Source organism: Micromonospora sp. NPDC048898 (genome assembly GCF_043198035.1).
Lineage (GTDB): Bacteria > Actinomycetota > Actinomycetes > Mycobacteriales > Micromonosporaceae > Micromonospora.
Genome location: NZ_JBICUF010000003.1, coordinates 68890 through 93353 on the forward strand (window position 1 = coordinate 68890; position 24464 = coordinate 93353).

Below are 24464 nucleotides of genomic sequence, written 5' to 3' on the forward strand. Positions count from 1 at the left end.
GACGAGGGGGGCCGGCGTCTGCCGGCCCCCCTCGCGCGTCTACTCGATCAGTCGTCGTCGTGGTGCCCACCCTCGGCGGCCTGCTGCGCCATCGCGTACGCCATCTGGAGGAAGTCGGACGCGGCGACCGCCGTCAACGCGGTGGCCACCAGCCGGGTCAGCCGGGGTGCGAGCACCAGGCCACCGGTCAGCCCGGTGGCCACCCAGACCGCCAGGCAGAACGGGCAGCTCAGCAACTCGCCGATGGCGTGCCGGGTGGGGCTGCCCGAGTCGCGGACCTGTTCCATCACCTCACCGCTGCCGATCGGGCGGTCGTAACGGGTGAACGGTGCCCGCAGCGGGCTGGTCACCGCGTCCTTGGACAGCAGCCGGCTCAGCTTGTGCGTGGCGATGGAGAGCAACACCACGTCGGACGGGGTGGGACGCTCCGGCACCGGTCGACCGGTCGCCTTGACCAGACCGGCGAGTGCACCGGTCACCCCGGCGTAGGCGCCCATCGCCACCAGGTAGCCGCCGAGCGGCCGGTGTTCGTGCGGCGCGTACGCCAGGCGCAGCCGCGTCGCCTTCTGTCGCAGGCCAGTGTCGCTCACCCGGTCTCCTTACCTCTTGTGGTGTGGTGCGGGAGCGGCGTCCCGCGTGGCCGCCTCAGCCGGCCTGGAGGTTGTCGGCCACCTCGCGTGCCAGGTTGGTGAGCGCCTCGTCGGCCAACTGGTCCGGGGCCGGCCCGCCCGATCCGTCGGCAAGGTCGAGCTGGATCCGGGCGCCGCCGGAGTCGGCCGGCTCCACCCGGATCTCGGCGGACCAGTCGTCGGCGTCGCCATCCCCCCACCGGGCCCGCAACTCGGCATCGCTGATCTCCGCGGCGGGGCTGCCGTCACCGCGCAGCGGCTCCGGCAGCCAGGCGGAGGCACGGTCGGGGTCGGTGGCGGTGTTGAACACCACCTCGGGTGGCGCCGACATCCCGCGCACCGCACGCGCCGGCATCAGGAGTCCCGCAGACGGTTGGGGTCGACCTCCCGGCCCGGGTGACGCGCCAGGTATTCGGTCTCGAGCTCCGCGGTGCGCCGCAGGTGGTTGGCGAGCGCCGAGTCCGCCGCGTGCCGCAGGGTGTCCAGGCGGGTGCGGTGCAGGCTGTGCATCTCGCGGATCAGATCATCGTCGGTCAACTCCGTCGGGTCGACGCCGAGCACGTCGCCGTCGAACTCCGTGGCGCCCGCCGGGTCGGCGAGCTGATCTCCGCCCCACTCGGGCACCCGCTGCTCCGGGCTCATGTCCGTGCTGCCGCTGGACGCAAAGCCGTCCTCACGTACCGATCCGGTCATCATCGCCCCCCTTGATCTCGTTTGGGCTGGCGTCTAGACGATTGCCCAGGCGTGGTGACGCCAAACCATCCCGGTCGCGCGACAACTACGACACGGTGTCGGAGACCGGCGGCGCCCCCGGTACCCTCGATGCCATGAGGCGGCTCTGGACCCCGGCGTGGATCGCACGTCACGTGGCCATGGTCGTGCTGGTCGTGGGCTTCCTCGGGCTGGGCTGGTGGCAGATCAGCCGGGCCACCGCAGGCAACAGCCTGAGCTGGGGGTACGCGGTCGAGTGGCCGATCTTCGCCGGCTTCGTGGTCTACGTCTGGTGGCGTGAGGTGAAGCTGGCCCGCCGCAAGGCGGCGGAGGCTGACGCGCCACCTGCGGATCCGGCCGTCGAGCCGGCGCCGGCGGTCACCACCGGGTCCCGACCGGGGGTACGCCGCCCGGTGCGGGTGTCCCGGGTGCCGTCCGGTGGCGACGCCGTCGAGGACAGCGATCTGGCCGCCTACAACCACTACCTGTCATGGTTGAACGCCAATCCGGGCGCCCGGCCCGGTGACTATCCCGGCTGAGCCGGGCTCGGAAGGACGGACGAAGGTGGGCGCTGCCCTTACCCGGTACCGCGTGATCGCCTGGATCGTGGGCGTGGTGCTGATCCTGCTGGTCGTGATCGGCATGCCGCTGAAGTACGCGTTCGACAACCCGGTCGTCGTGGAGACGGTCGGGCCGGCGCACGGCTTCCTCTACATGATCTACCTGGTGGCCGCGTTCGACCTGAGCCGCCGAGCCGACTGGCCGCTGAAGCGGATGCTGCTGGTGATGCTGGCCGGCACGGTGCCGTTCGTCTCGTTCTATGCCGAGCGCCGGGTCAGCGCCTGGGTGGCCGCGCCGCAGGAGCAGCGGGCTCCGGAGCCGGTCGCCCACTGAGCGACGGGTGGGCCGACGCCCCGCCCGGCGTGGGCCCACCGTCGTCGCGTCAGCGGCTGGGCCGCCACGGTTCGGTCGAGGCGAGCGGGTCGACCCAGTCGCCGTACCGGTTCATCTCCCGGGCCCGCAGCAACGCCCGGGTGACCTGACCGAACTGCCGCTCGTCGTCGGCGCTGAAGAGCAGCGTCTCCGCTCCCCCGTACCACCCCCACAGTTCGTGGGGCGGCGGTCGCCAGCGATCGCCAGCCAGGGCGAGCACCCCGGGCAGCAGGAAGACCGCGCCGAGGATGAGGTACGCCCCGGCGGTCAGGTGTTGCAGCCCACCGGTGAAGCCGAGCAGCAGCCCGACGCCGCCGACCATGCCGGCGGTGATGGCGACGGCCCGGACGGCGACCCGGTCGTGCGGGCCCCGGGTGGTACGCAGATGGGTGAGGTCGGCGACCCGGTAACTGGTTCGGCCGACGGTGAACCGGTCGACGGTCACGATGATGCCGGGCCGCGCGTACAGCAGGGTCGACCGGGCGCCCGGCACCGTTCGCGGCGGTCGCACGTTTGCGCCTTCACGATTCACGGTTCCTCCCGCGGGGGACGGTTGGCCGAGGGACCCGGCGGTGGCAGAGATCGATATCTGCCGACGGGATTCCCGGCTTCAGCCCTCATTGTGTTGGGGCTCGGCCAGCCGACCTGGGCATTTGCCGGCTTCCAGCGCTCACCCCGACGAGGGATATCGGCAGGTAACCGCATCCATTTCGCCTTTATCGGTTATGGCGGTCGGGGATCCGACGGTATGCGCCCGGAACGACGAAAGTCATATATCCGTCACCAGCCGCGAAACGGGCCTTTACCCGCGTCCCAGCAGGTGTCAGCAGCGCCACCCACCGCAGCGGCACGAGCCGCCACTCTTCCCACATTCGCCCCTGCTTCAACTGCGAGCGACATCCGTCCCGGGTTAGGTTGTGTGAGCCGGTCCGGCCCAGTGCCGTCCGCCCGGGTGGCCCCGGCCGGTGTCGCCGAGGGCGTCAGCAGCCCCAGCGGCCGTGGGAGAGGGGCCTTCCGCTCTTGTCATCCCTGAGAAACCTGCTGCGTACCGTGGCGCTGGCCGGCATGTCGGCCGCGCTGATCGCTCCGGCGGCGGTGGCTCACGCCGAGCCGTCCCCCGCCGACCTGACCCGCCGGATCGAGACGTCCTCGGCCGAGTTGGAACGGGTCGTGGAGTCGTACAACAAGTTGCGTGAGGAGATCAAGACCAACGAGGCGTCGGCGGCCCGATTACAGGCCCGCATCGGCCCGTTGGAGCAACAGGCCGAGCAGAGCCGGGCCGACGTGACTGAGTTGGCCACCACCGCGTACAAGAACGGCGGCCTGCGGACCGCGGACGCCCTGCTGCGTCCCGGCGGCTCCGCCGCGCTGCTGGACCGGCTGAGCACGCTCGACCAGCTGACCCGCCAGCGGCAGGAGCGCATCTCCGGCTTCACGGCGGACCAGCGGCGACTGCTGGACGAGAAGGCCGGCCTGGACGCCACACTGAAACGACAGGCCGCGCGGGCCCGTCAGCTCGCGGCGGGCAAGAAGCAGATCGAACAGGACCTGGCCAAGCTGTACGAGCTGCGTCGGCAGGCGTACGGGGCGGCGACCGAGCGTCCCGAGCCGAAGGCCGCGGTGGCCGAGGCCAAGAACGTGCCCGCGGTGGCAGGTGCTGCCGGCACCGCCGTGCGCTACGCGTTCGGAGCCGTGGGCAAGCCGTACGTCTGGGCAGCCGACGGGCCGAACGGCTACGACTGTTCCGGGCTGACCTCGGCGGCCTGGCGGGCGGCCGGGAAGTCCCTGCCGCACAACACCCGAATGCAGTGGGGTGCCGTCGCGCACATCGGTCGGGGCGACCTCCGCCCCGGTGACCTGGTCTTCTACAGCGGGCTCGGGCACGTCGCCCTCTACGTGGGCGACGGCCAGGTGATCGACGCGCCAAGCGCCGGCCGTAACGTGCTCAGGCGAGGCATGAACATGATGCCGATCCAGGGCTACGGCCGGGTTCGCTAGGCACCCGACCGGCAACGGCGAACGGCCGGCGTCCCCCTATCGGACGCCGGCCGTTCGCCGTTATTACTACCAGGTCAGGCTGCCTGCAGCCCCTCCGCCCGGGCCAGCTCGCGCAGTCGGCCGAGAGCCTGGATCTCCAACTGTCGGATCCGCTCGCGGGACAGCGAGAACCGGGAGGCGACCTCGGTGAGCGAGTGCTCCCGGCCGTCCTCCAGCCCGTAGCGGGCCCGCATGATGCCGGCGGACCGGTCGTCGAGGTGGTTGAGCAGACCCTCGATACGCTGCCGCTCCAGACCGCTGAGGACGATGTCCTCCGGTGACGGCGCGTCACTGTCGGCGACCAGGTCGCCGAGGCTGGTGTCGCCGTCGTCGCCGACCGGGGTGTCCAGCGAGACGGTGTCCTGCGACCAGCGACGCAGCTCGTTGACCCGCTCGACGGTCACGCCGAGGGAGGCCGCGATCTGCTCCGGCTCCGGGTCGGAGCCCAGCTCCCGGGTCAGCTGCCGGGCCACGTTGCGCATCCGGTTGACGTCCTCCACCAGGTGCACCGGCAGGCGCACGGTGCGCTCCTGCTGGGCGATCGCCCGGCTGATCGCCTGGCGGATCCACCAGGTGGCGTAGGTGGAGAACTTGTAGCCACGCTCGTAGTCGAACTTCTCGACCGCCCGGACCAGGCCGGTGTTGCCCTCCTGGATCAGGTCCAGCATGGGCATGCCCGAGCGCACGTAGCGGCGGGCGATCGACACGACAAGTCGGAGGTTGGCGCGGATGAAGAGGTCCTTCGCGCGCTCGCCCTCGACGACCAGCCACTCCAGGTCGGCCCGGTCCACACCGGCGCGGACGGCTTCCTCACCGAGCAGGTGCTCGGCGTAGAGGCCGGCCTCGATCGCCTTGGAGAGTTCGACCTCCCGAGCGGCGTCCAGCAGTGGCGTCCGGGAGATCTCGTGCAGGTAGACGCCGACCAGGTCGCGCTCCTCGGCCACCTGATCGGTTCGCATGCCGATGTTCTTGTCCACGTTGCCCACGGTCCCCTCGCTCGCGCCGGTTGCCCGGTTCCTTGCCATTCCCCACGTCCGTCAACCCCTGGTAACTTCTGCTGTGCCCACGGGTGCTGACACCTACACAACAGATGAGACGTGTCGGGGATTCCATGTCGTGAGTCGAAAGTGTCACGAATGCCTGAGTAATAGCTGAGAGCCCGGTCCATGTTTGCTGTCAGCGTCCCGTCGGATGGCTCGCCGCTGGGCACCACGCACGGGTTACGTTCTATGGCAACACCACCCGCCGTGGGGGCACAGCGACCCGGGTCACCACCACGCTGCGATCCTGGTCACTGCCAGATACGCACCGAAGGACCGCTCGGTTCATCCTCGAGGGTGTTATTACCCCTCGGCCAGATGAACAATCCGAGGCTTCGTTCGCTTCCCGGGGGCGCGTGCGGCTAGGACGCGAGCAGGGCGAGCGCCCCTCGTACCTGGTCGGCGGAGCGGGCCAGCGCGGCCCGGGCGGCGTCCACCTCGGCACCGGAGACCAGGGAGACAAGCGCCGTCTTCAGGTCACCGTCGGCCTCCACGAGCGCCTGCCGGGAAACCTCCTCCGCGCAACCGGTGGCCTCGACCAGAATCGAGATCATTCGGCCGCGGAGTTTCGCGTTGGTGGCCACCATATCGATCATGAGGTTCGAGTAGACCCGCCCCAGGCGCACCATGACGGCTGTCGAGAACGTGTTGAGCACCAACTTCTGCGCCGTGCCCGCCTTCATCCGGGTCGACCCGGCGACCACCTCGGGTCCGGTGTCCACCCCGATGAACACGTCCACCGTCCGGGCGGCCTCCGCCTCCGGATTGGCGCACAGCAGCACCGTCGAAGCCCCCTTGGCGCTGGCCGCGGCGAGCGCCCCGAGGACGTACGGGGTGCGTCCGCTGGCCGCCAGACCGACCACCAGGTCACCGCCGCGTACACAACTGGCCGCCTCGACCGCGCCGCCCCGGTCGTCGTCCTCGGCGTCCTCCACGGCCTGCCACATGGCGTCCGGGCCACCGGCGAGGTGGGCGCAGAACCAGTGTCGGGGCGAGTTGAAGGTGGGGGCCAACTCGGCGGCATCGAGCACACCGAGCCGACCGGAGGTGCCGGCCCCGAAGTAGTGCACCCGGTGGCCGCCGCGCAGGGCCTCGACCGCCAGGTCGACGGTGGTGGCGATCTCGTCGAGGACCGCGGCGACCGCCGCCGGCACCCGCCGGTCGGCTTCGTTGATCACGGTGAGGACGTCCCGCGTCGACATCAGGTCGAGGTCGACGCTGAGCGGGTTGCGCCGTTCGGTGGGTGCGCCCACCCGGACCGTCGGGCGAACGGGCGTTGCGGGCAGGTCCGCACCGGCCGTCATGCCCGCCTCCGGTTGGCACCCACCCGGTGCGACTGGACCGCCTCGGCGGTCGCCTCCAGGGCCTTGCGGGCCCGCGCCCGGTTGCGGGCGGCCACCCCGACGAAGAGACAGTCGACCACGGTGAGCTGGGCCAGCCGGCTGGCCGTCGCGCCGGAGCGGTAGGTGGTCTCCCGGGCCGCCGTGGTCAGCACGAAGTCGGCCACCTCGGTGATCGGCGAGCGGGGGAAGTTGGTCAACGCCACGGTGCCGGCACCCCGCGTGCGGGCCTGCTCCAGCACCTCGATCACGTCGGAGGTCGTGCCGCTGTGCGAGATGCCGATCGCCACGTCGCCCCTGCCGAGGAGGGCGGCCGAGGTCAGCGCCGTGTGCACGTCCGGGAAGTAGAAGGCGATCCGGCCGATGCGGTGCAGCTTCTGCTGGAAGTCCGACGCGACGAACCCGCTGGCACCGGCGCCGTAGATGTCGATCCGACCGGCGCTGTTGATCGCTTCGACCACCTGCTCGCAGACGGCGGGGTCGAGCTGCTCGGCAGTCTCCTCGACCGCGCGGGCGTCGTTGAACGCGATGGTGGCGATGATCTGGGCGAGGTCGGCGCCGGGCGGGATGTCGCCGCCGACCACCCGGGCGTCGGGTGGCTCGATCCGGCGGGCGGCCTCGGCGGCGAGCCGGATGCGGAGTTGGGGATAGCCGTCCATGCCGACCGAGCGGCAGAACCGGATGACTGTCGCCTCCGACGTCTCCGCCGCGGTGGCGAGGTCGGTGATGGTCCGCCGGGAGGCGGCGGCCGGGTCGGACACGACCAGCCGGGCAACCCGCTGCTCGGCGGGAGACAGCGACGGCAACAACCCGCTGATGTGGACGATCAGCCCACCGGGCTCCTGACTCGCAGAAATCTTCGGACTCTTCGCCACGGGTGAAACTTACTTTCACCAAGCGTGAGCGTCAACCATGACTGGCCGGGACGAGGGAAACGGCCGACGGCCCGTTCACCGATCCCGCACAGCCTGCCACTCCCGCAGTACCGCCGCCTCATCCGCCGGGTCGAGTCCGCCCTGCCGTACGGCGGCCGGGTCCGCTGCCATCCAGGCCGCGGTCGCCCGAACAGTGTCCGACAGTGGACGGATCGTCAGCCCGGCACCCAGAGCCGGTGCGGCGTCCCGGTCCATCAGACCACCGGTCTCCGGCAGTCGCACCCAGAGTGGCAGGGCCCGCTCCCCCGACCACTCGCGGACGTCATGGGCCAGCAGGAACTCCTGGTCGACCCAGGTGAGGACCGGATCGGTGACGCCCAACCCGGCGGCCACCCCGTGCAGCAGGTCGGCCCGGGACATCGCCGGTCCGGTGCCGTCGTACGTGCCGGCGAGGCCGGTGCCGGCGGCGTGCAGCAGCCAGCCCGCCAGGTCGGCCACGTCCACGAACTGCACCCGGTCGGTCGGGCGGCCGGGTGCGAGCACCTCCCCACCCACCGACAGCCGCCGCACCCAGTACGGGAAACGATCGCTCGGGTCCTCCGCACCGACGATCAGTCCCGCCCGGCAGAGGAACGAACGGTCCACGCCCATCCGCTCCCGGACCAGCCGCTCGATGCTCACCTTGCACTCGCCGTACCAGCGGTGGTCCGGGCCGACCGGACCGTCCACCTCCGGTGGGGCCGGCGGCAGCACCGGTGCGCCCGCGGCGGTCTGACCGGGGGTGGTGTGGTCCGCGTACACCGAGATCGTGGACACGAAGGACCAGTGGTCGACCCGCTCGGCGAGTGCGTCGAGCGCGTACCGGGCGTGACTGATCTGGCGGGTCACATCGATCACGGCGTCGAAACCCTCGCCGGCGAGCTGCGCCAGAGCCTGGGGATCGTCCCGGTCCACCGGCACGAACCGGACTCCGGCCGGCGCGACCCCGGACACGCCCCGGGCCGCGCAGGTCACCTCGTGACCCTGCTCGACGGCGAGCTGGGCCGTCGCCCGGCCAAGGAATCGAGTGCCACCCAAAATGAGAATTCGCATCGACCGATCCTGCGCCACCAAGGCCCGTCTCAACGACCAACTCTGCCCACGGCAGACCGCGATCATGATGTTGTTGCCACTCACCTCGGCGTGTCGCAGCAGTAACCCCATGATCAACCGAGGAGGGATGGGTGGGGTGGGGGTGCGGTGGGGGGTGGGGGTTAGCGTTGGCGCATGGGGGTTCTGGGCAGTGTCTTGGTTACCGGGGGTTCTGGTGGGCTGGGTGGGGCGGTGGTGGGCGCCTTTGTCGAGGCGGGTTGGCGGGTGGTCGTACCGGAGCGGAGCGCCCGGCCCGAAGCGGAGCCGGCGGCGGAGGGGCTGGTCCGGCTGGTCGCGGACCTGACCGAGCCGGCGGGTGCCGCGCGGGCGGTCGAGGTCGCCGCCGGTGAGTCGGCGGCGCCGCTGCGCGCGGTGGTCAACCTGGTCGGCGGGTACGCCAGCGGCGGCCTGGTGCACGAGACGCCGGTCGAGGACTTCGAGCGGATGCTCACCGTCAACCTGCGGCCCACCTACCTGGTCACCCAGGCCGCGTTGCCACACCTGCTGGCGGCCGGCGGCGGCGCGGTGGTCTGCGTCGCGGCCCGCGCGGCGCTCGCCCCGTTTCCCGGCGCGGCCGGCTACGTGACCGCCAAGGCGGCGGTGCTGGCCCTCGCCAACGCGGTCGCGGTGGAGTACAGATCTCGCAACGTGCGCTGCAACACCGTGCTGCCCAGCGTCATCGACACCCCGGCGAACCGGGCCGCCCAGCCCGACGCCGACCACTCCCGCTGGGTGGCCCCGGCCGAGATCGCGTCGGTGATCCGGTTCCTCGCGTCGGCGGAGTCCGCGCCGACCAGCGGCGCCACCGTGCCGGTCTACGGGCGGGCCTGAGCCACCAACGGGCCCTCGTCACCCCGCGCCGCCCCCGGGGACGCCGGCAGCCAGGTCCCCAGGTGCGCCTGGATCTGCTCGGTCACCTCCTCGGCCGGGCGACCCGCGTCCACCAACACGAAGCTCGGATATTCGGGTAGCGCCCGGTAGGCGGTGTCCGCCGCGGTGAGCCAGCCCATCGTCTCGTGGTCGGTGCCGCGCTCCTCGATGCGCCGGTACGCCTCCGCCGGGTCGACGGCCAGCAGGAAGGTCACCTGCGGGGTCGGGAACAGGCGGTAGCCGGCCCGGGCCAGTCGCTCCCAGCGGTGCCCCCCATGCGCGCGGATGCTCGCGTACTGGCAGGCGGAGTAGCGGTCCATCACCGCCGTCCGGCCGGTGAGCAGGCAGCTGACCAGGGCCATGGCGATGGCGAGCCAGCGCAGCACGGACTCCACCGCCAGCACACCGTCGCGCCCGACGAGCCGCTGCGCGTCCGGTCGCCCGAGGCGGTGGGCGAGGCGGCCCAGCCAACGACGGCCGCTGGCGTTGCGGCGGTACTTCGCGGGGCGGCCGGCGGCGTTCAGCGCGTCGGCCAGTCGGTGTGCCTGGGTGGTCTTGCCGGAACCGTCGATGCCGATCAGGGCGACGGTGCGTAACCGGGCCCTGCCGCGTCGCATCCCCGATGATCTGGCCACCCTCCACAGGTTATCCGACCCACGCACCTACTCCGTGAGCTTTGTACTGTTTCGTTCCTGTTGGCACCTCACCGCGACGCAAGGAGGTGTGGCCGACCGGAATGCCGGGTACCGGACCTTTGAAACCCAACCGCCGGTCCACCACCTGACGACGGGAGAAGCAGATGGCTGAGCGCGGGGACGAGAGTCTGGTGCACACCCTCAAGAAGGTCGCCGCCGTGCTCAAGCAGTCCGAGATCCCGTTCGCCCTGGGCGGCAGCTTCGCCGTCTACGCGCACGGGGGCCACTCCAGTGAGCACGACGTCGACTTCCTGATCCGGGAGGCCGACGTGGAACAGGCACTGGAGGCCCTGGTGGCCGCCGGCTTCGTCGCCCAGCGACCCCCGGAGGACTGGCTGGTCAAGGTCTTCGACGACGGCCGGATGGTGGACCTCATCCATCGGCCGATCGAGACACCGGTGACCGAGGAGACGTTCGCCGACACGGTCATCCGGCCGGTGGACGCGATCCACATGCCGGTCCTGTCCGCCACCCAGCTGATGGTGCACAAGCTGCTGAGCTTCTCCCAGCACTACTGCGACTTCGCCCGCGGTCTGCCGCTGGCCCGCTCGCTGCGGGAGCAGATCGACTGGGAGAGGGTACGCAAGGAGACGCAGCACTCGCCGTACGCCGAGGCGTTCCTGGTGCTGCTGGACCGGCTGGAGGTGGTGCCGGCCGTCGGCACCCAGCCAGGAGAGGGGACATCGTGACCCATCATCGCGACATCGGCACCGGGCCACCGGACGAGTACGTCGACGCGGAGATCCAGCGGCTGCTCGCCGAGGACCCCGCCGTCGCCGAGCAGGGGATCACCGTGGTCCGACGGGAACGCGCCCTCGTGCTGCACGGCGAGGTGGAGAGCCCGCACCGGCGTGCGGAGATCCTGCGCCTGGTGTCCGAGCGCTTTCCCGACGTACCGATCACCAGCGACATCGGGGTGATCCGCGCCCAGGCGCCCACGGAGATCGAGCAACTGCCCTGAGGGAGGTTCCATGGTGATCCGGATCGCCGCGGTGGGTGACGTGCATCTGGACGAGGACGTGGTCGGACGGTTCCGACCGGCGTTGGAAGAGCTGCCGGAGTGCGCCGACGTGCTGCTGCTGGCCGGGGACCTGACCCGGCACGGCACCGAGGCCGAGGCGCGCTGCGTGGCGGAGGAGTTCGGCGGTTTGGCCGTGCCGGTCGTGACCGTGCTGGGCAACCACGACCACCAGTGTGATCAGGTGCCCCAGGTGGTCAAGGTGCTGGAGGACGCGGGCATCACCGTGCTGGAGGGCAACGGCGTGGTGCTGGACTGTGCGGGCGGCCGGCTCGGCATCGCCGGCGTCAAGGGCTTCGGCGGCGGGTTCGCCGGGCGCTGTGCGAGTGACTTCGGCGAGCCGGAGATGAAGGCTTTCGTGCGGACCACCACCGACAGCGCCGACCGACTCGGTGCCGCCCTGCGCTCGCTGGACTGCGACATGCTCGTCGCCCTCACCCACTACGCGCCGGTGCCGGACACGCTCGTCGGCGAACCGCTGGAGATCTACCCGTTCCTCGGGTCGTACCAGTTGGGGCAGGCGATCGACTCGGCACCCACGGCGCTGGCCCTGCACGGGCACGCGCACGCCGGCAGCGAGCGCGGCACGACCCCCGGCGGGGTACGCGTCCGCAACGTCGCGCACCCGGTGATCAAGCAGGCGTACAGCGTCTTCCACGTTGGCGATCAACTTGATACCGATCAGGTTTCCCCGCTCGGACCGTCGGGTATTCAGAGGTCATGGAGCTGATTCTTTGGATTCTCGCAGTCGTACTCGTGGTCGCCGGCATCCTCGCGTTGTTCCGCCGGCAGATCCTGTGGGGCATCGTCCTCATCGTTGTCGGGCTGTTGGTTGGCCCGGGTGGTGTCAGCATCTTCAATTAGCGCTCGTATGTCATAAAACCGGGACCCGCCGGGGTCGCCGTGGCCGGAGCTTCGTCCTCCCGACAGAAGCATCGGCCGTGGTGATCCCGGCGCTTTCTTGTGGGTTTGAGCCGCACCGGGCCGGAAATATCTTGACCATGGAGATATCTCGGGACGCGCCGGCGGCCTCCGGGCGGCGAGCGTGGTGGGCCCTCGCCGGTTTCGCGGCGGCGGTCTTCGTCGCGGCCGCGATCGGCGGGCTGGGAGTGCACGGCACCACCGCGGAGTACGCGAGCCTGCGGCAACCCGGCTGGGCCCCGCCGTCGTGGCTGTTCGGCCCGGTCTGGTCGCTGCTCTACGCCCTGATCGCCGTGGCCGGCTGGCTGGTGTGGCGCCGGGTCGGCTTCGCTCCCGCCCTCTGGGCGTGGACCGCCCAACTGGTGCTCAACGCGATCTGGACCCCGCTGTTCTTCGGCGCGGGGCAGTACGGGCTGGCGTTCGCCGAGATCGTGCTGATGTGGCTGGCGATCGGGCTCACCGTGGTGCTCTTCGCCCGGGTGTCCCGGGTGGCGGCCGCGCTGCTGCTGCCCTACTGGGCCTGGGTCACCTTCGCCGCCGCGTTGAACCTGTCGATCTGGCAGCTGAACAACTGACCCCACAGGTCCCCGGCGGCTCCCGCCGGGGACCGTGGCCGTTTCCGGGTCAGCAGCGGGGCACGCCCGGGATGTACCCGTCAGAACCGGTGTACACGTACGCGTCGGCGATGTACCGACCGGAGCCGATCCGGTCCCAGATCGAGCTGGTGCCGTACGTGCCGGTGACCGTGGTGCCACTGGTCTGGCAGGCGATGGTCACGCGGGTGCCGTCGGCGACGGTGCCGACCGAGGCGTACCCGGTGCCGGGGCCGGAGCGGACGGTCAACGCGGTGCCGCTGGTGTCGACAGTGCCGTTGCCGCCGCCCGAGGAGCACCCGTTGTCGCTGGTGTAGGTCTTGCTGCCCCAGTAGAGGCCGAGGGCGCCGTTGAAGCGGACCTGGATGTCGGCGCCGTTGAGGCGCTGCTCGTAGTGCAGGTGCGGGCCGGTCGAGCCACCGGTGCTGCCGACCCAGCCGAGCACCTTGCCGTAGGCGACGGTCTGCCCGACCGAGACGTTGAAGCCGCTGAGGTGGGCGTAATAGGTGCTGTAACCGCCCCCGTGGTTGATTCGAACGTATTTGCCATAGCTGGTGCCGCCGAGGTCGGTCACCCGGTCGACGGTGCCGGGGGCGCTGGCCACCACCGGGTCGCCGTTGTCGTCGGTGCGGTTGAAGTCGACGGCGTACGCCGGGCTGTGGTCCGACCTGGTCTGCCCGGACCAGGACTGGCCGCACGGGAAGGGCACCTTGAAGGTCGGCGCGGCCAGCGCCGGGCTCGCCGGCACCAGTGCTCCCCCGACGAGCAGACCCGTCGCCAGCAGGCTCATCCACCGCTTGCGCATGCAGCTCCTCCTATGTCGAAAACCTTCGATCTGAAGTGCTCAGCCTGACAGATATCGTCAATCTTCGAAAGAGTCCAGGATTCGGGACGGCAACGCGCCCACCAGGCAGCCCACAGGTTTCCGGATTGTTACTCGCTCGTGTCTGACTGGGGGTGGACCGGGCCGGATGCAAGCGCTTACATGTGAGCACGCCCAATCGGACCGGCGACGGGTGACCAGCACCGCGCCGGCTAGGAAGGAGGACGGCATGGCGGTCTTTACCAGACCACGCCAGGCCTTCGTGATCGCCGGCGTACTCGGGCTGGCGCTCAGCGCCACCGCCTGCGGTACCGGCGACGACAAGAAGAGCAACAACGCGGGCTCCGCCGAGTGCGCCGCATACGACAAGTACGAGGGCCACGACGGCAAGAAGGTCTCGATCTACGCGTCCATCCGTGACGCCGAGGCCGACCTGCTGGAGCGCTCCTGGTCGCAGTTCACCGAGTGCACCGGCATCGAGATCGACTACGAGGGCAGCGGCGAGTTCGAGGCGCAGCTCCCCGTCCGGGTCGACGGCGGCAACGCCCCCGACATCGCCTTCGTGCCCCAGCCGGGCCTCGTGAAGCGCTTCGCGGACGCCGGCAAGCTGAAGAACCTGAGCGCCGACACCAAGGCCCTCGCCGAGCAGAACATGCCGGCCGACTGGCTGAAGTACGGCACCGTGAACGGGACGCTCTACGGCGTGCCGCTCGGCGCCAACGTGAAGTCCTTCGTCTGGTACTCGCCGAAGACGTTCAAGGAGAAGGGCTGGGAGGTCCCGACCACCTGGGACCAGCTCATCACCCTGAGCGACAAGATCGCCGCCAGCGGCATGAAGCCGTGGTGCGCGGGCGTCGAGTCCGGTGACGCCACCGGCTGGCCGGCCACCGACTGGATCGAGGACGTCCTCCTGCGGACGGCGGGCCCCGAGGCCTACGACCAGTGGACCACCCACGCCATCCCGTTCAACGACCCGAAGGTCGTCGACGCGGTCGACCGCGCCGGCAGCATCCTCAAGAACGACAAGTACATGAACGGCGGCTTCGGCGGCGTCAAGAGCATCACCACCACCGCCTTCCAGGAGGCGGGCCTGCCGGTGACCACCGGCAAGTGCGCGATGCACCGCCAGGCGTCGTTCTACGCCAACCAGTTCCCCGAGGGCACCAAGGTGGCCGAGGACGGCGACGCGTTCGCCTTCTACCTCCCGGCCATCGACCCGGCCAAGGGCAAGCCGGTGCTGGGCGCGGGCGAGTTCGTCGTCGGCTACGCCGACCGTCCCGAGGTCCAGGCGGTGCAGACCTACCTGGTCTCCGCCGAGTACGTGAACAGCCGCGCGAAGCTCGGCAACTGGGTCACGGCGAACAACAAGCTGGACATCGCCAACGTGGCCAGCCCGATCGACAAGCTCTCCGTCCAGCTCCTGCAGGACAAGTCGGGCACCTTCCGCTTCGACGGATCCGACCTGATGCCGGCCGCCGTCGGCGCGGGAACGTTCTGGAAGGGCATGGTCGAGTGGCTGAACGGCAAGCCGACCGCTCCGGTGCTCCAGGGCATCGAGAGCAGCTGGCCTAAGTGATCCCGGCGGTGGCCCGGTCCGCGCTCGCGGGCCGGGCCACCGGACGAGATGGACCCGGAAGGGAGGGTTGATGAAGTTCGACTTCGCCGATCAGCAGCCGAAGTTCCTCATGCTGATGTACGGGCTGGTCGCCTTCGTGGTGGTCGTTGGTGGTCTGCTCCTGTTGCTCGACGTGGTGCCGGCCTGGTTCGCCCGTCGGCGGGAGGCTCAGCTCGTCGCCGCCTCCGTGGGCGGGGGCCCGCTGCCCCGCCGACGCAAGCAGCGGGAGGGGCTCTTCGCGTTCTTCTTCCTGCTGCCGACGTTGCTGCTGCTCGTCATCGGCCTGGTCGTGCCGGCCATCCGCACCACGCTGCTCTCCCTGATGGACGGAAGCAGCACCAACTGGGTGGGTCTGCGCAACTACGGCTGGATGTTCTCCGACGACTCGATCGTCCGGGTCCTGATCAACACCCTGGTCTGGGTGCTCCTCGTCCCGTTGGTGGCGACCGGGTTCGGCCTGCTCTACGCCGTACTCGTGGACAAGGCCCGGTTCGAGGCGGTGGCCAAGTCACTGATCTTCCTGCCGATGGCCATCTCCTTCGTCGGCGCCAGCATCATCTGGAAGTTCGTCTACGCCTACCGGGGTGAGGGCGACCAGATCGGTCTGCTCAACCAGATCGTGGTCAGCCTCGGCGGTGAGCCGAAGCAGTGGCTCCTCGAATCCCCGCTGAACACGGTGCTGCTCATCGTCATCATGGTCTGGATCCAGGCCGGTTTCGCCATGGTGGTGCTCTCCGCCGCGATCAAGGCCATCCCCGACGACATCGTGGAGGCCGCCCGGCTGGACGGCGTGAGCCCGTGGCAGATGTTCTGGCAGATCACCATGCCGAGCATCCGGCCGGCGCTGATCGTCGTGGCGGTGACGCTCACGATCGCCACGCTCAAGGTCTTCGACATCGTCCGGACCTCGACGAACGGCAACTACGACACCAGCGTGATCGCCAGCGAGATGTACAACCAGGCGTTCCGGTACGGCCAGAACGGGCAGGGCTCGGCACTCGCCGTCTTCCTCTTCATCCTGGTCATCCCGGTCGTGATCTACCAGATCCGCAACCTCCGTCAGCAGCGGGAGGGCTGAGATGACCACCGCAACGCCCACCGTCGCCGTCGGCGCCCAGCAGACCGACGGCACCCCGACCACCACGGCCGGCCGGGTCCGCAAGCGGTTGAACAGCCGCACCGCGACGCTCGTCTCGATCGTCATCGCGGTGGTCTGGACCATCCCGACCTTCGGCCTGCTCGTCTCCTCCCTCCGACCGGAGGACGAGATCAAGACCACCGGCTGGTGGACCGCGTTCACCAACCCGCAGTTCACCTTGGAGAACTACCAGCAGGTCCTGTTCGGGCGGTCGGCCTCCTCCGGGCAACTCGCCGGTTCCTTCATCAACTCCCTGGCGATCACCATCCCGTCGGTGCTGTTCCCGCTCGCCTTCGCGTGCCTGGCCGCGTACGCGCTGGCCTGGATCAACTTCCGTGGCCGGGACTGGGTCTACATCGCGATCTTCGCGTTGCAGATCGTGCCGTTGCAGATGGCCCTGGTGCCGCTGCTGAAGTTCTTCTCCACCGGCGTCACCCTCGGCGGCGTCACGCTGATGCCCGCCTGGGACCTCGTCGACGAGCAGAAGTTCGCCCAGGTGTGGTTCGCCCACACCTGCTTCGCGCTTCCGTTCGCCGTCTTCCTGCTGCACAACTTCATCTCGCAGCTACCCGGAGACCTGATGGAGGCGGCCCGGGTCGACGGGGCCACCCACCCGAAGATCTTCCGCACCATCGTGCTGCCGCTGATCACCCCGGCGCTCGCGGCGTTCGGCATCTTCCAGTTCCTCTGGGTCTGGAACGACCTGCTGGTCGCGCTGATCTTCGCCGGCGGCGGCAACGAGACCGCCCCGCTCACCGTCCGACTCGCCGAGATGGCCGGCACCCGGGGCAACGAGTGGCAGCGGCTCACCGCCGGAGCGTTCGTCTCCATCGTCGTACCGCTGATTGTCTTCCTGTCCCTGCAACGCTTCTTCGTGCGAGGTCTGCTCGCCGGGAGCGTCAAGGGCTGACCCGCTTGCCCGCCGTCGCCCGGCCCCTCGGGCGGCGGCGGGCGTTCTGGCACCGAGCGGGGGAACCGTGACGAAGATCGATGATGTCGCCCGGCTGGCCGGTGTGTCCACGGCCACCGTCTCGCGGGCCCTGCGCGGGCTCCCGACGGTTTCCGCAGCCACCCGGGGCCGGGTGCTCGCCGCCGCCGAACAACTCGACTACGCGGTCTCGCCGAGTGCGTCCCGGCTCGCCGGAGGCCGAACCGGCACGGTCGCGGTGGTGGTCCCCCGGATCACCCGCTGGTTCTTCAGCACCGTCGTCGAGGCGGTCGAGGAGCACCTGCACCAGTCCGGCTACGACCTGCTGCTCTACAACCTGGGCGGCCGGGAGCAGATCCGCCAGCGGGTCCTGCGCACGGCCAACCTGCACAAGCGGGTGGACGCCATCATGCTGGTCGCCACGCCACTGCGGCCGGCCGACCTGACCGCGCTAGCCACACTGGACCTGCCCGGAGTGACGATCAGCTCGGGCAGCAGGGTGCCCAACTGGCCCTGCGTACGCATCGACGACGTCGCTGCCGCGCGGACCGCCACCCGGCACCTGATCGACCTCGGCCATCACCGGATCGCGCACATCTCCGGCGACCCGGACGACGAGTTGGCCTTCACCACCCACCTGGACCGCCGCCGCGGCTACCAGGCGGAGCTGCGCTCCGCCGGCCTGCGGCCCGACCCGAGCCTGGATGTCGAGTCCACGTTCACCATCGACGGCGGCATCCGGGCCGCCGCCGAGTTGCTGGTCCGTGGCGACCCGCCGACCGCGATCGTCGCCGCCTGCGACGAGATGGCGATGGGGGCGATGACCGCGGTACGCGACGCCGGGCTGCGGGTACCACACGACGTCAGCGTGATCGGCATCGACAATCACGACCTGGCCGGCATGCTGGGGCTCAGCACCATCGCCCAGCCCGCCGCCGAGCAGGGCCGGCTCGCCGCCCGGATGCTGCTCGACCCGCTCGGGGCACGCCCCCCGGGCCCCGTCGTGGGTCAACGCGACGCCGGCGGCGACACACCGGTGATCCTGCCCACTCGGTTGGTCGTCCGGGACTCGACGGCACCACCCCGGGCACACTGAAATCCACCCACCGCGCGACACGGGAGAAGACCCTGAACACCGATCCGACGCAGCAGAGCCCCTCCGGTCACCCAGCCACCGGCTGGTGGACCGAGGCGACCATCTACCAGATCTACCCCCGCTCGTTCGCCGACTCGGACGGCGACGGGATCGGTGACCTGCCCGGCATCACCGCCCGCCTCGACCACCTGGTCGAGCTGGGCGTGGACGCGGTGTGGCTGTCCCCGTTCTACCCGTCGCCGCAGGCCGACGCCGGCTACGACGTGGCCGACTACCGCGACATCGACCCGCTGTTCGGCACCCTCGCCGACGCGGACAAGCTGATCGCCGAGGCCCGGTCCCGCAGCCTGCGGGTGATCGTCGACCTGGTCCCCAACCACACCTCGTCCGCGCACCGCTGGTTCCAGGCCGCGCTGGCCGCCGCGCCCGGCAGCCCGGAACGGTCCCGGTACATCTTCCGGGACGGCCTCGGGCCCACCGGCGACCAGCCGCCGAACGACTGGCAGAGCGTCTTCGGCGGTCCGGCCTGGACCCGGACGGTGGACTCCGACGGGCAACCCGGGCAGTGGTATCTGCACCTGTTCGACACCGGGCAGCCGGACCTCAACTGGGACAACCCGGAGGTGCACGCGGAGTTCCTGGACGTGCTGCGGTTCTGGCTGGACCGCGGGGTGGACGGCTTCCGGGTCGACGTGGCACACGGCCTGATCAAGCAGGCCGACCTGGCCGACTGGCAGGAACCGCAGGAGATCCTCTCCGGCAACGAGATCGACAAGCCGCGCCCGCCGATGTGGGACCAGGAGGGCGTGCACGAGATCTACCGGCAGTGGCGGCAGGTTCTCGACAGCTACCCCGGCGAGCGGGTGCTGGTCGCCGAGGCCTGGGTGGAGCCGGCCGAGCGGCTGGCCCGCTACGTCCGCCCGGACGAGATGCACCAGGCGTTCAACTTCGAGTACCTGCTCGCGGCGTGGACCGCACCGGCCCAGTACGCGGTGATCACCCGCTCGCTGCAGGCGACCGACTCGGTCGGCGCGCCGACCACCTGGGTGCTGTCCAACCACGACGTGGTGCGACACGCCTCCCGGCTCGGCCTGGCGATCGGCGGCGGCCGGCCCAACGGCATCGGCATCGGCGACCCGCAGCCGGACGCCGCGCTCGGTCTGCGCCGGGCCCGGGCGGCCACCCTGCTGATGCTCGCCCTGCCCGGCTCCGCGTACCTCTACCAGGGCGAGGAGTTGGGGCTGCCCGAGCACACGACACTTGCCGACGAGGCTCGGCAGGACCCGACCTGGGAGCGCAGCGGGCACACCCAGCGCGGCCGGGACGGGTGCCGGGTGCCGATCCCGTGGGAGGCCGACGCCCCCTCGTACGGTTTCGGGCCGACCGACGCGAGCTGGCTGCCGCAACCGCCGCTCTGGGCGGAGTACGCGCTGGACCGCCAGCGCGACGTGCCCGGCTCGACGTACGAGCTGTACCGCACGGCGCTGCGGTTGCGCCGTGCGCACGGGCTGGGTCGCGGCACCCTGGAGTGGTTGTCCTCCGGCGACGAGGCGCTGAGCTTCCGCAACGGTCAGCTGACCGTGCTGACCAACTTCGGTGCCGCCCCGGTGCCGGTGCCGACCGGTGCCGAGGTGCTCGCCACCAGCGCACCCCTGGACGACGACGGCGCGGTCCCGACCGACGTCACAGTCTGGCTGCGCGGCTGACCCAGCGCCGACCGGCCCGCTCCGCGGGCGGGCGGGCCGGTCGGGGCAGCAAGCGCAAGATCGCGAGACCGGGGATGGCTCGGCCCGCTCGGGGGCGGGGTGGGGTGGGTTAGAGGCGGGTGGCTCGGGTGTTCAGGAGGTTGTGGACGTTGTCGATGTCTTCCGGTGCGGTGCGGGAGGCCAGCCAGTACATGACGCCGGTGGGGATGAAGAAGAGCTGGAACGCGGCAAGCCCGACCGCGAAGTTCAGCGGCGGCGGGAATGCCGCCCGCAACCCCTGGAACGCCACCCCCACCAACCCGTTGCCGGCCGCGCGACCGACCCCGTTGACCAGGTTGCCCAGGCTGTAGACAGTGCCGCGGTGCTCCGGCGGGTTCACGTCGGCGATCAGGGCGAACCAGTTCGGCGAGTTGGCCGACGTCAGCGCGAGCGCCACGACCGCGGTGAGCAGGCTCAGCCCCACCGACGGCTCGGTGAAGACGCTGGCCAGCACCGCGCCCACCACCGCACCGCCGCTGGCACCGTCCGGCACGTCGATGGTCACCGGGACGAAGAACAACACCAGGTAGAACGGCAGCGCGGCGAGGATGCCGACCGCGGCGACCAACGCCCGCCCCCGAGGGGTACGCCGTTGCACCGCGTCGCCGATCAGGCCGCCCACGATGGACAGCACCCCGCCGAGCTGGAACAGGGTGGCGAAGACGCTGCCCACCACCACCGCGGTCGACGCCGAGTAGCCCTGGGCCTCGGCCCGTTCGGCGAAGAGCACCGGCAGCCACACCAGCGAGCCGAACGCGGCCTGTGCGGTCAGCCCCTGCAGGATCAGCCACCGGTTGGTCCGTCGGGCCAGGATGCGCGGCAGGTCGGCGCGGCTGATCCGATAGTCGTACTCGGCGCCGGCGTCCAGCCGGTCGGCCAGTTCCGGCTCGCTCTGGCCACGCCGGACGTCGTACGTGAACAGGTAGGCCAGGGTGGCGACCAGGCCGACGCCGGTCAGGATCAGGAAGGGGCGCCGCCAGTCGGTCGACCCGAGCAGGCCACCGACGAGCGTGCCCGCCAGGGTGCCGACTCCCTGGGAGAGGCCCCAGAAACTCAGCACCAGCCCACGCCGGGTGGGTGAGATCAGATCGGTGACCACGGAGAAGCCCACCGAGCCGACCGCGCCGAGACCGATCGCCGCGACCAACTGTGCGAGCAGGAAGGTCAGGTAGCCGCCGGCAAGAGCGCTGCCTCCGGTGCCCGCCGCCCAGAGCAGCGTGCCCACCATCAGCAGCGGCTTACGGTTGGTCCGGTCACCGACGTACGCCCAGCCGACCGCTGCCACCGCGCTGACCAGGAAGCTGACCGCGGTGACGAGACCGAGCAGCCGACCGGACACGTCGAACGCGTCGGAGATCGGGCCGTACAGCGGCGGGACCAGCCCGATCGCCACGTTGTCCAGTGAGGCGAGCAGCACGAACACCACGACGCTGTACAGCCGGTGCGCCGGGCCACCGCCGCGGCCGTGCGGGTGCTGGCCGGGCCCGCCACTGGTCACCGTCATGACCGGCAGCCAACCAGACTCCGCCGAGGGTGCCGTCACGCGGGTGGGTGCCTGCCGACGTGCACCGGCACCCACCCGCGTCGATCCCGACGCTCAGGCGCTCCGGGACCGCTGGCCGAACTATCCGGTCAGCGCCGGTCCAGCACCAACCCGCGAGCCGCCGCGTACTGCTCGCGGACGGCGGGGACGGGCTCGGCCGCGTACTCCTCGGTGCCCTCGACCGCCCAGACCGGCGGTGTCGGACCACCCAGGGCGACCCACGCGGCCTGCCGGGCGGCGCCGTCGGCGACGTACTCCCCGGCCGGCGGCACGACGACCGGGCAGCCGAAGACCTGCGGGGCGATCTGGCGCACCGCGGCCGACCGGGCTCCGCCGCCGACCAGGATGACCCGGCGGACGGTGGCCCCCTGCGCGGTCAGCGCGTCCAGGCCGTCGGCGAGCGCGCAGAGCATGCCCTCCACGGCGGCCCGCGCCAGGTGCGCGGGGGTCGACGTGCGCAGGGTCAGCCCGTGCACCGCGCCGGTGGCGAGCGGGCGGTTCGGCGTCCGCTCGCCCTCCAGGTACGGAACCATGACCAGCCCGTCCGCGCCGGCTGGCGCGGAGAGCGCCAACTCGGCCAGCTCGTCCAGGCTGACGCCGAGCATCGCGGCGGCGGCGTCCAGCACCCGGGCCGCGTTGAGCGTGGCGACCAGCGGCAGGAAACGACCGGACGCGTCGGCGAAGCCGGCGACGGCACCGCTCTCGTCGGCGGCGGGCACGTCGGCGACGCTGAACACGGTGCCGGAGGTGCCGATCGAGACGACCACGTCACCGGGCCCGGCACCGACACCGAGCGCGGCGGCGGCGTTGTCCCCGGTGCCCGCACCGAGCAGCGCGCCGCCCGGCCCACCCAGTACGTCGGACAGCTTTCCCGCCGACTCCGCCGGACCGAGCACCTCGGGCAGCACCAACCGCCGGCCGAAGCCCCGCTCCAGCAGGTCCAGCCGGTATTGCCCGGTGGCTGGCGACCAGTAGCTGGTGCCGCTGGCATCACCCCGGTCGGTACGCAGCGCGTCCAGCCCCGGTGCGCCGGCCAGCCGCCAGGTCAGCCAGTCGTGCGGCAGGCAGACGGCGGCCACCCGGGCCGCCGCCTCCGGCTCGTGGGTGGCCAGCCAGCGCAGCTTGGTGAGGGTGAAGCTGGCCACCGGGACACTGCCGGTGGCCTCGGCCCAGAACCGGCGCCCGGCCGCGCCGCCGCCGGCCTCCTCGACGAGGTCGGCGGCGGCGTCGGCGGATCGGGTGTCGTTCCACAACAGTGCCGGGCGGACCACCCGGCCGTCCTCGTCGAGACACACCATGCCGTGCTGCTGGCCGGCGACGGAGATCGCCGCCACGTCGGCCAACCCGCCGGCCTGGTCGACGGCGCTACGCAGCGCCTGCCACCAGGCTTCCGGGTCGACCTCGGTGCCGTCCGGGTGCGGTGCGCGGCCCTGCCGAAGCAGGGCCCCGGTCTCCGCGTCCCGGATGACCACCTTGCAGGACTGGGTGGACGAGTCGACGCCTGCGACCAACGGCATGGCGGGGCCTCAGCGGGCGCCGAGCAGGTGCTCGACGGCGAGCTGGTTGAGCCGGACGAAGGCGAAGCCCCGCTCGGCCACCGCGTCGACGTCGACATCCTCGAACGCGGACCGGTCGGCCAGGAACTCCTCGTAGCCCTCGCCGTCGTTGAGCGTCGGCGTGTTCAGGTCGCCGACCTTGCTGGCGGCGAGCGCCTCGACCACCTCGGGGTCGGCGCGGAACGCCGCGGCCCGCTCCTTGAGCAGCAGGTAGGTGCTCATGTTGGCCGCCGCCGAGGCCCAGACACCGTCCATGTCCTCGGTGCGGGAGGGCTTGTAGTCGAAGTGTCGGGGGCCGTCGTAGGCCGGGCCGCCGTTCGGGCCGCCGTTCTCCAGGAGGTCCACCAGGGCGAACGCGTTCATCAGGTCACCGTGGCCGAAGACCAGGTCCTGGTCGTACTTGATGCCGCGCTGGCCGTTGAGGTCCAGGTGGAACAGCTTGCCCTGCCAGAGCGCCTGGGCGATGCCGTGGGCGTAGTTGAGCCCGGCCATCTGCTCGTGGCCGACCTCCGGGTTGAGACCGACCAGCTCCGGGTGGGCAAGCTGGGAGATGAAGCCGAGCGCGTGCCCGATGGTCGGCAGCAGGATGTCGCCGCGCGGCTCGTTGGGCTTGGGCTCCAGGGCGAACCGCAGGTTGTAGCCCTTGTCGATGGAGTACTGGGTGAGCAGGTCGACGGCCTCGCGGTAGCGGTCCAGGGCGGCGCGGACGTCCTTGGCGAGGTCGTACTCGGAGCCCTCGCGGCCGCCCCACATCACGAACGTGCTGGCGCCCAGCTCGGCGGCCAGGTCGACCTGGCGCAGCACCTTGCGCAGCGCGAAGCGGCGGACGTCGCGGTCGTTGCTGGTGAAGCCGCCGTCCTTGAAGATCGGGTGGGTGAAGAGGTTGGTGGTGACCATGGGCACCACGAGGCCGGTCTCGTCGAGAGCCTTGCGGAACCGGGCGATGTGCTGGTCCCGGGTGGCGGCGTCGACGCCGAACGGGATCAGGTCGTCGTCGTGGAAGGTGATGCCGTACGCGCCCAGCTCGGCGAGCCGGTGCACCGCCTCGACCGCGTCGAGCTCGGGACGGGTGGCGTCACCGAACGGGTCGCGGGCTTGCCAGCCCACGGTCCAGAGCCCGAAGGAGAACTTGTCGGCGGGGGTGGGACGGGGTGCCATGAGCGACCTCCGGGGTGGTGTTGTCCGCTATTTGTTCAGCGATTGAATTATTTGCTCACCCTATGGCAC

The 24464-nt window shown here is 70.9% G+C and carries 27 protein-coding genes; 14 read left to right on the top strand and 13 right to left on the bottom strand.

Annotation, left to right across the window (positions count from 1 at the left end):
• Nucleotides 1-47: 47 nt before the first annotated feature.
• Genes ACGFIQ_RS10595 through ACGFIQ_RS10605 form a run of 3 tightly spaced genes read right to left on the bottom strand, consistent with a single transcriptional unit; the run spans nucleotide 48 to nucleotide 1325 of the window.
• Entirely contained in the window at nucleotides 48-590 is a 543-nt protein-coding gene (locus ACGFIQ_RS10595) for a DUF1360 domain-containing protein (RefSeq protein ID WP_393242375.1), read from the bottom strand.
• A 55-nt stretch (nucleotides 591-645) separates the two neighbouring features.
• Complete coding sequence (locus ACGFIQ_RS10600; protein ID WP_393242377.1) at nucleotides 646-984, bottom strand: SRPBCC family protein; 339 nt, start codon at nucleotides 982-984, stop codon at nucleotides 646-648.
• The gene (locus ACGFIQ_RS10605; protein WP_393242379.1) at nucleotides 984-1325 is read right to left on the bottom strand and encodes a DUF6158 family protein; all 342 of its coding nucleotides are present in this window, start codon (nucleotides 1323-1325) and stop codon (nucleotides 984-986) included. Before ACGFIQ_RS10605 ends, ACGFIQ_RS10600 begins: the two co-directional genes overlap by 1 nt.
• A 131-nt stretch (nucleotides 1326-1456) precedes the next feature.
• Here ACGFIQ_RS10605 and ACGFIQ_RS10610 point away from each other — a divergent pair, with 131 nt between their 5' ends.
• Nucleotides 1457-1879 carry a hypothetical protein gene (locus ACGFIQ_RS10610; RefSeq protein ID WP_393242382.1) on the top strand — a complete coding sequence of 141 codons (423 nt, stop codon included), beginning with the start codon at nucleotides 1457-1459 and terminating at the stop codon, nucleotides 1877-1879.
• Nucleotides 1880-1904: 25 nt separating this feature from the next.
• Nucleotides 1905-2234 (top strand): DUF3817 domain-containing protein, encoded by a 330-nt coding sequence (locus tag ACGFIQ_RS10615; RefSeq protein ID WP_393242385.1) that lies wholly within the window; start codon nucleotides 1905-1907, stop codon nucleotides 2232-2234.
• A 49-nt stretch (nucleotides 2235-2283) separates the two neighbouring features.
• Here the strand turns inward: ACGFIQ_RS10615 and ACGFIQ_RS10620 are convergent, their stop codons facing one another.
• Nucleotides 2284-2784 (bottom strand): DUF6232 family protein, encoded by a 501-nt coding sequence (locus ACGFIQ_RS10620; RefSeq protein WP_393242388.1) that lies wholly within the window; start codon nucleotides 2782-2784, stop codon nucleotides 2284-2286.
• 509 nt (nucleotides 2785-3293) lie between these two features.
• Here ACGFIQ_RS10620 and ACGFIQ_RS10625 point away from each other — a divergent pair.
• Nucleotides 3294-4271, top strand: coding sequence for an NlpC/P60 family protein (locus ACGFIQ_RS10625; protein WP_393242390.1), 978 nt, complete (start codon nucleotides 3294-3296; stop codon nucleotides 4269-4271).
• Between the two features lie 74 nt (nucleotides 4272-4345).
• Here ACGFIQ_RS10625 and ACGFIQ_RS10630 read toward each other — a convergent pair whose 3' ends face one another.
• The 4 genes from ACGFIQ_RS10630 to ACGFIQ_RS10645 form a co-directional block, all read right to left on the bottom strand.
• Nucleotides 4346-5335: a sigma-70 family RNA polymerase sigma factor gene (locus ACGFIQ_RS10630; RefSeq protein ID WP_357067031.1), complete on the bottom strand. Its 990-nt coding sequence runs from the start codon at nucleotides 5333-5335 to the stop codon at nucleotides 4346-4348.
• A gap of 377 nt (nucleotides 5336-5712) precedes the next feature.
• Nucleotides 5713-6654, bottom strand: coding sequence for an N-acetylmuramic acid 6-phosphate etherase (murQ, locus tag ACGFIQ_RS10635; RefSeq protein ID WP_393242393.1), 942 nt, complete (start codon nucleotides 6652-6654; stop codon nucleotides 5713-5715).
• Complete coding sequence (locus tag ACGFIQ_RS10640; protein ID WP_357067027.1) at nucleotides 6651-7565, bottom strand: MurR/RpiR family transcriptional regulator; 915 nt, start codon at nucleotides 7563-7565, stop codon at nucleotides 6651-6653. Before ACGFIQ_RS10640 ends, murQ begins: the two co-directional genes overlap by 4 nt.
• A gap of 75 nt (nucleotides 7566-7640) precedes the next feature.
• On the bottom strand, nucleotides 7641-8657 hold the full coding sequence (locus ACGFIQ_RS10645; RefSeq protein ID WP_393242397.1) for an NAD-dependent epimerase/dehydratase family protein: 1017 nt from the start codon (nucleotides 8655-8657) through the stop codon (nucleotides 7641-7643).
• A gap of 174 nt (nucleotides 8658-8831) precedes the next feature.
• On the opposite strand from ACGFIQ_RS10645, the gene ACGFIQ_RS10650 reads away from it, so the two are divergent.
• Entirely contained in the window at nucleotides 8832-9527 is a 696-nt protein-coding gene (locus ACGFIQ_RS10650) for an SDR family NAD(P)-dependent oxidoreductase (protein ID WP_393242400.1), read from the top strand.
• On the opposite strand, the gene ACGFIQ_RS10655 is transcribed toward ACGFIQ_RS10650, so the two are convergent.
• Entirely contained in the window at nucleotides 9512-10183 is a 672-nt protein-coding gene (locus tag ACGFIQ_RS10655) for a thymidylate kinase (RefSeq protein WP_393243170.1), read from the bottom strand. The two genes, ACGFIQ_RS10650 and ACGFIQ_RS10655, sit on opposite strands and share 16 nt — an antisense overlap.
• Before the next feature lie 182 nt (nucleotides 10184-10365).
• On the opposite strand from ACGFIQ_RS10655, the gene ACGFIQ_RS10660 reads away from it, so the two are divergent.
• From ACGFIQ_RS10660 to ACGFIQ_RS10680, 5 genes are all read left to right on the top strand, one after another.
• Nucleotides 10366-10950 (top strand): nucleotidyltransferase, encoded by a 585-nt coding sequence (locus tag ACGFIQ_RS10660; RefSeq protein ID WP_357067020.1) that lies wholly within the window; start codon nucleotides 10366-10368, stop codon nucleotides 10948-10950.
• Entirely contained in the window at nucleotides 10947-11222 is a 276-nt protein-coding gene (locus ACGFIQ_RS10665) for a hypothetical protein (RefSeq protein WP_393242403.1), read from the top strand. The genes ACGFIQ_RS10660 and ACGFIQ_RS10665 overlap by 4 nt, the downstream gene beginning before the upstream one ends.
• Before the next feature lie 10 nt (nucleotides 11223-11232).
• Nucleotides 11233-12009 (top strand): metallophosphoesterase, encoded by a 777-nt coding sequence (locus ACGFIQ_RS10670; protein ID WP_393242406.1) that lies wholly within the window; start codon nucleotides 11233-11235, stop codon nucleotides 12007-12009.
• Nucleotides 12000-12143, top strand: coding sequence for a GPGG-motif small membrane protein (locus ACGFIQ_RS10675; RefSeq protein WP_007464364.1), 144 nt, complete (start codon nucleotides 12000-12002; stop codon nucleotides 12141-12143). The genes ACGFIQ_RS10670 and ACGFIQ_RS10675 overlap by 10 nt, the downstream gene beginning before the upstream one ends.
• A gap of 137 nt (nucleotides 12144-12280) precedes the next feature.
• A complete protein-coding gene (locus ACGFIQ_RS10680; RefSeq protein WP_393242409.1) occupies nucleotides 12281-12775 on the top strand; it encodes a TspO/MBR family protein in 495 nt (164 codons plus the stop codon).
• 49 nt (nucleotides 12776-12824) lie between these two features.
• On the opposite strand, the gene ACGFIQ_RS10685 is transcribed toward ACGFIQ_RS10680, so the two are convergent.
• Complete coding sequence (locus tag ACGFIQ_RS10685; RefSeq protein ID WP_393242412.1) at nucleotides 12825-13598, bottom strand: peptidoglycan DD-metalloendopeptidase family protein; 774 nt, start codon at nucleotides 13596-13598, stop codon at nucleotides 12825-12827.
• A gap of 247 nt (nucleotides 13599-13845) precedes the next feature.
• Here ACGFIQ_RS10685 and ACGFIQ_RS10690 point away from each other — a divergent pair, with 247 nt between their 5' ends.
• The 5 genes from ACGFIQ_RS10690 (at nucleotide 13846) to ACGFIQ_RS10710 (ending at nucleotide 20099) form a co-directional block, all read left to right on the top strand.
• Nucleotides 13846-15192: an ABC transporter substrate-binding protein gene (locus ACGFIQ_RS10690; protein WP_393242415.1), complete on the top strand. Its 1347-nt coding sequence runs from the start codon at nucleotides 13846-13848 to the stop codon at nucleotides 15190-15192.
• Between the two features lie 70 nt (nucleotides 15193-15262).
• A complete protein-coding gene (locus ACGFIQ_RS10695; RefSeq protein WP_393242418.1) occupies nucleotides 15263-16309 on the top strand; it encodes a carbohydrate ABC transporter permease in 1047 nt (348 codons plus the stop codon).
• A 1-nt stretch (nucleotide 16310) separates the two neighbouring features.
• Nucleotides 16311-17279: a carbohydrate ABC transporter permease gene (locus ACGFIQ_RS10700; protein ID WP_393242420.1), complete on the top strand. Its 969-nt coding sequence runs from the start codon at nucleotides 16311-16313 to the stop codon at nucleotides 17277-17279.
• Between the two features lie 67 nt (nucleotides 17280-17346).
• Nucleotides 17347-18393, top strand: a complete 1047-nt coding sequence (locus ACGFIQ_RS10705; RefSeq protein WP_393242423.1) for a LacI family DNA-binding transcriptional regulator — start codon at nucleotides 17347-17349, stop codon at nucleotides 18391-18393.
• Between the two features lie 32 nt (nucleotides 18394-18425).
• On the top strand, nucleotides 18426-20099 hold the full coding sequence (locus ACGFIQ_RS10710; protein WP_393243172.1) for a glycoside hydrolase family 13 protein: 1674 nt from the start codon (nucleotides 18426-18428) through the stop codon (nucleotides 20097-20099).
• A 109-nt stretch (nucleotides 20100-20208) separates the two neighbouring features.
• On the opposite strand, the gene ACGFIQ_RS10715 is transcribed toward ACGFIQ_RS10710, so the two are convergent.
• The 3 genes from ACGFIQ_RS10715 to xylA all read right to left on the bottom strand — a co-directional run bounded on the left by ACGFIQ_RS10715 (nucleotide 20209) and on the right by xylA (nucleotide 24395).
• On the bottom strand, nucleotides 20209-21642 hold the full coding sequence (locus tag ACGFIQ_RS10715; RefSeq protein WP_393242426.1) for an MFS transporter: 1434 nt from the start codon (nucleotides 21640-21642) through the stop codon (nucleotides 20209-20211).
• 128 nt (nucleotides 21643-21770) lie between these two features.
• Entirely contained in the window at nucleotides 21771-23198 is a 1428-nt protein-coding gene (xylB, locus tag ACGFIQ_RS10720; RefSeq protein ID WP_393242429.1) for a xylulokinase, read from the bottom strand.
• A 9-nt stretch (nucleotides 23199-23207) separates the two neighbouring features.
• The gene (gene xylA, locus ACGFIQ_RS10725; protein ID WP_357066997.1) at nucleotides 23208-24395 is read right to left on the bottom strand and encodes a xylose isomerase; all 1188 of its coding nucleotides are present in this window, start codon (nucleotides 24393-24395) and stop codon (nucleotides 23208-23210) included.
• Between the last annotated feature and the right edge of the window lie 69 nt (nucleotides 24396-24464).

Coding starts and splice junctions, on each gene's coding strand:
- ACGFIQ_RS10655 (WP_393243170.1), bottom strand. CDS start 10,183: ATGCGACGCGGCAGGGCCCGGTTACGCACCGTCGCCCTGATCGGCATC.
- ACGFIQ_RS10675 (WP_007464364.1), top strand. CDS start 12,000: ATGGAGCTGATTCTTTGGATTCTCGCAGTCGTACTCGTGGTCGCCGGC.
- ACGFIQ_RS10645 (WP_393242397.1), bottom strand. CDS start 8,657: ATGCGAATTCTCATTTTGGGTGGCACTCGATTCCTTGGCCGGGCGACG.
- ACGFIQ_RS10715 (WP_393242426.1), bottom strand. CDS start 21,642: ATGACGGTGACCAGTGGCGGGCCCGGCCAGCACCCGCACGGCCGCGGC.
- ACGFIQ_RS10630 (WP_357067031.1), bottom strand. CDS start 5,335: ATGGCAAGGAACCGGGCAACCGGCGCGAGCGAGGGGACCGTGGGCAAC.
- ACGFIQ_RS10610 (WP_393242382.1), top strand. CDS start 1,457: ATGAGGCGGCTCTGGACCCCGGCGTGGATCGCACGTCACGTGGCCATG.
- ACGFIQ_RS10650 (WP_393242400.1), top strand. CDS start 8,832: ATGGGGGTTCTGGGCAGTGTCTTGGTTACCGGGGGTTCTGGTGGGCTG.
- ACGFIQ_RS10660 (WP_357067020.1), top strand. CDS start 10,366: ATGGCTGAGCGCGGGGACGAGAGTCTGGTGCACACCCTCAAGAAGGTC.
- xylA (WP_357066997.1), bottom strand. CDS start 24,395: ATGGCACCCCGTCCCACCCCCGCCGACAAGTTCTCCTTCGGGCTCTGG.
- ACGFIQ_RS10695 (WP_393242418.1), top strand. CDS start 15,263: ATGAAGTTCGACTTCGCCGATCAGCAGCCGAAGTTCCTCATGCTGATG.
- ACGFIQ_RS10670 (WP_393242406.1), top strand. CDS start 11,233: ATGGTGATCCGGATCGCCGCGGTGGGTGACGTGCATCTGGACGAGGAC.
- xylB (WP_393242429.1), bottom strand. CDS start 23,198: ATGCCGTTGGTCGCAGGCGTCGACTCGTCCACCCAGTCCTGCAAGGTG.
- ACGFIQ_RS10600 (WP_393242377.1), bottom strand. CDS start 984: ATGCCGGCGCGTGCGGTGCGCGGGATGTCGGCGCCACCCGAGGTGGTG.
- ACGFIQ_RS10680 (WP_393242409.1), top strand. CDS start 12,281: ATGGAGATATCTCGGGACGCGCCGGCGGCCTCCGGGCGGCGAGCGTGG.
- ACGFIQ_RS10690 (WP_393242415.1), top strand. CDS start 13,846: ATGGCGGTCTTTACCAGACCACGCCAGGCCTTCGTGATCGCCGGCGTA.
- ACGFIQ_RS10605 (WP_393242379.1), bottom strand. CDS start 1,325: ATGATGACCGGATCGGTACGTGAGGACGGCTTTGCGTCCAGCGGCAGC.
- ACGFIQ_RS10700 (WP_393242420.1), top strand. CDS start 16,311: ATGACCACCGCAACGCCCACCGTCGCCGTCGGCGCCCAGCAGACCGAC.
- ACGFIQ_RS10685 (WP_393242412.1), bottom strand. CDS start 13,598: ATGCGCAAGCGGTGGATGAGCCTGCTGGCGACGGGTCTGCTCGTCGGG.
- murQ (WP_393242393.1), bottom strand. CDS start 6,654: ATGACGGCCGGTGCGGACCTGCCCGCAACGCCCGTTCGCCCGACGGTC.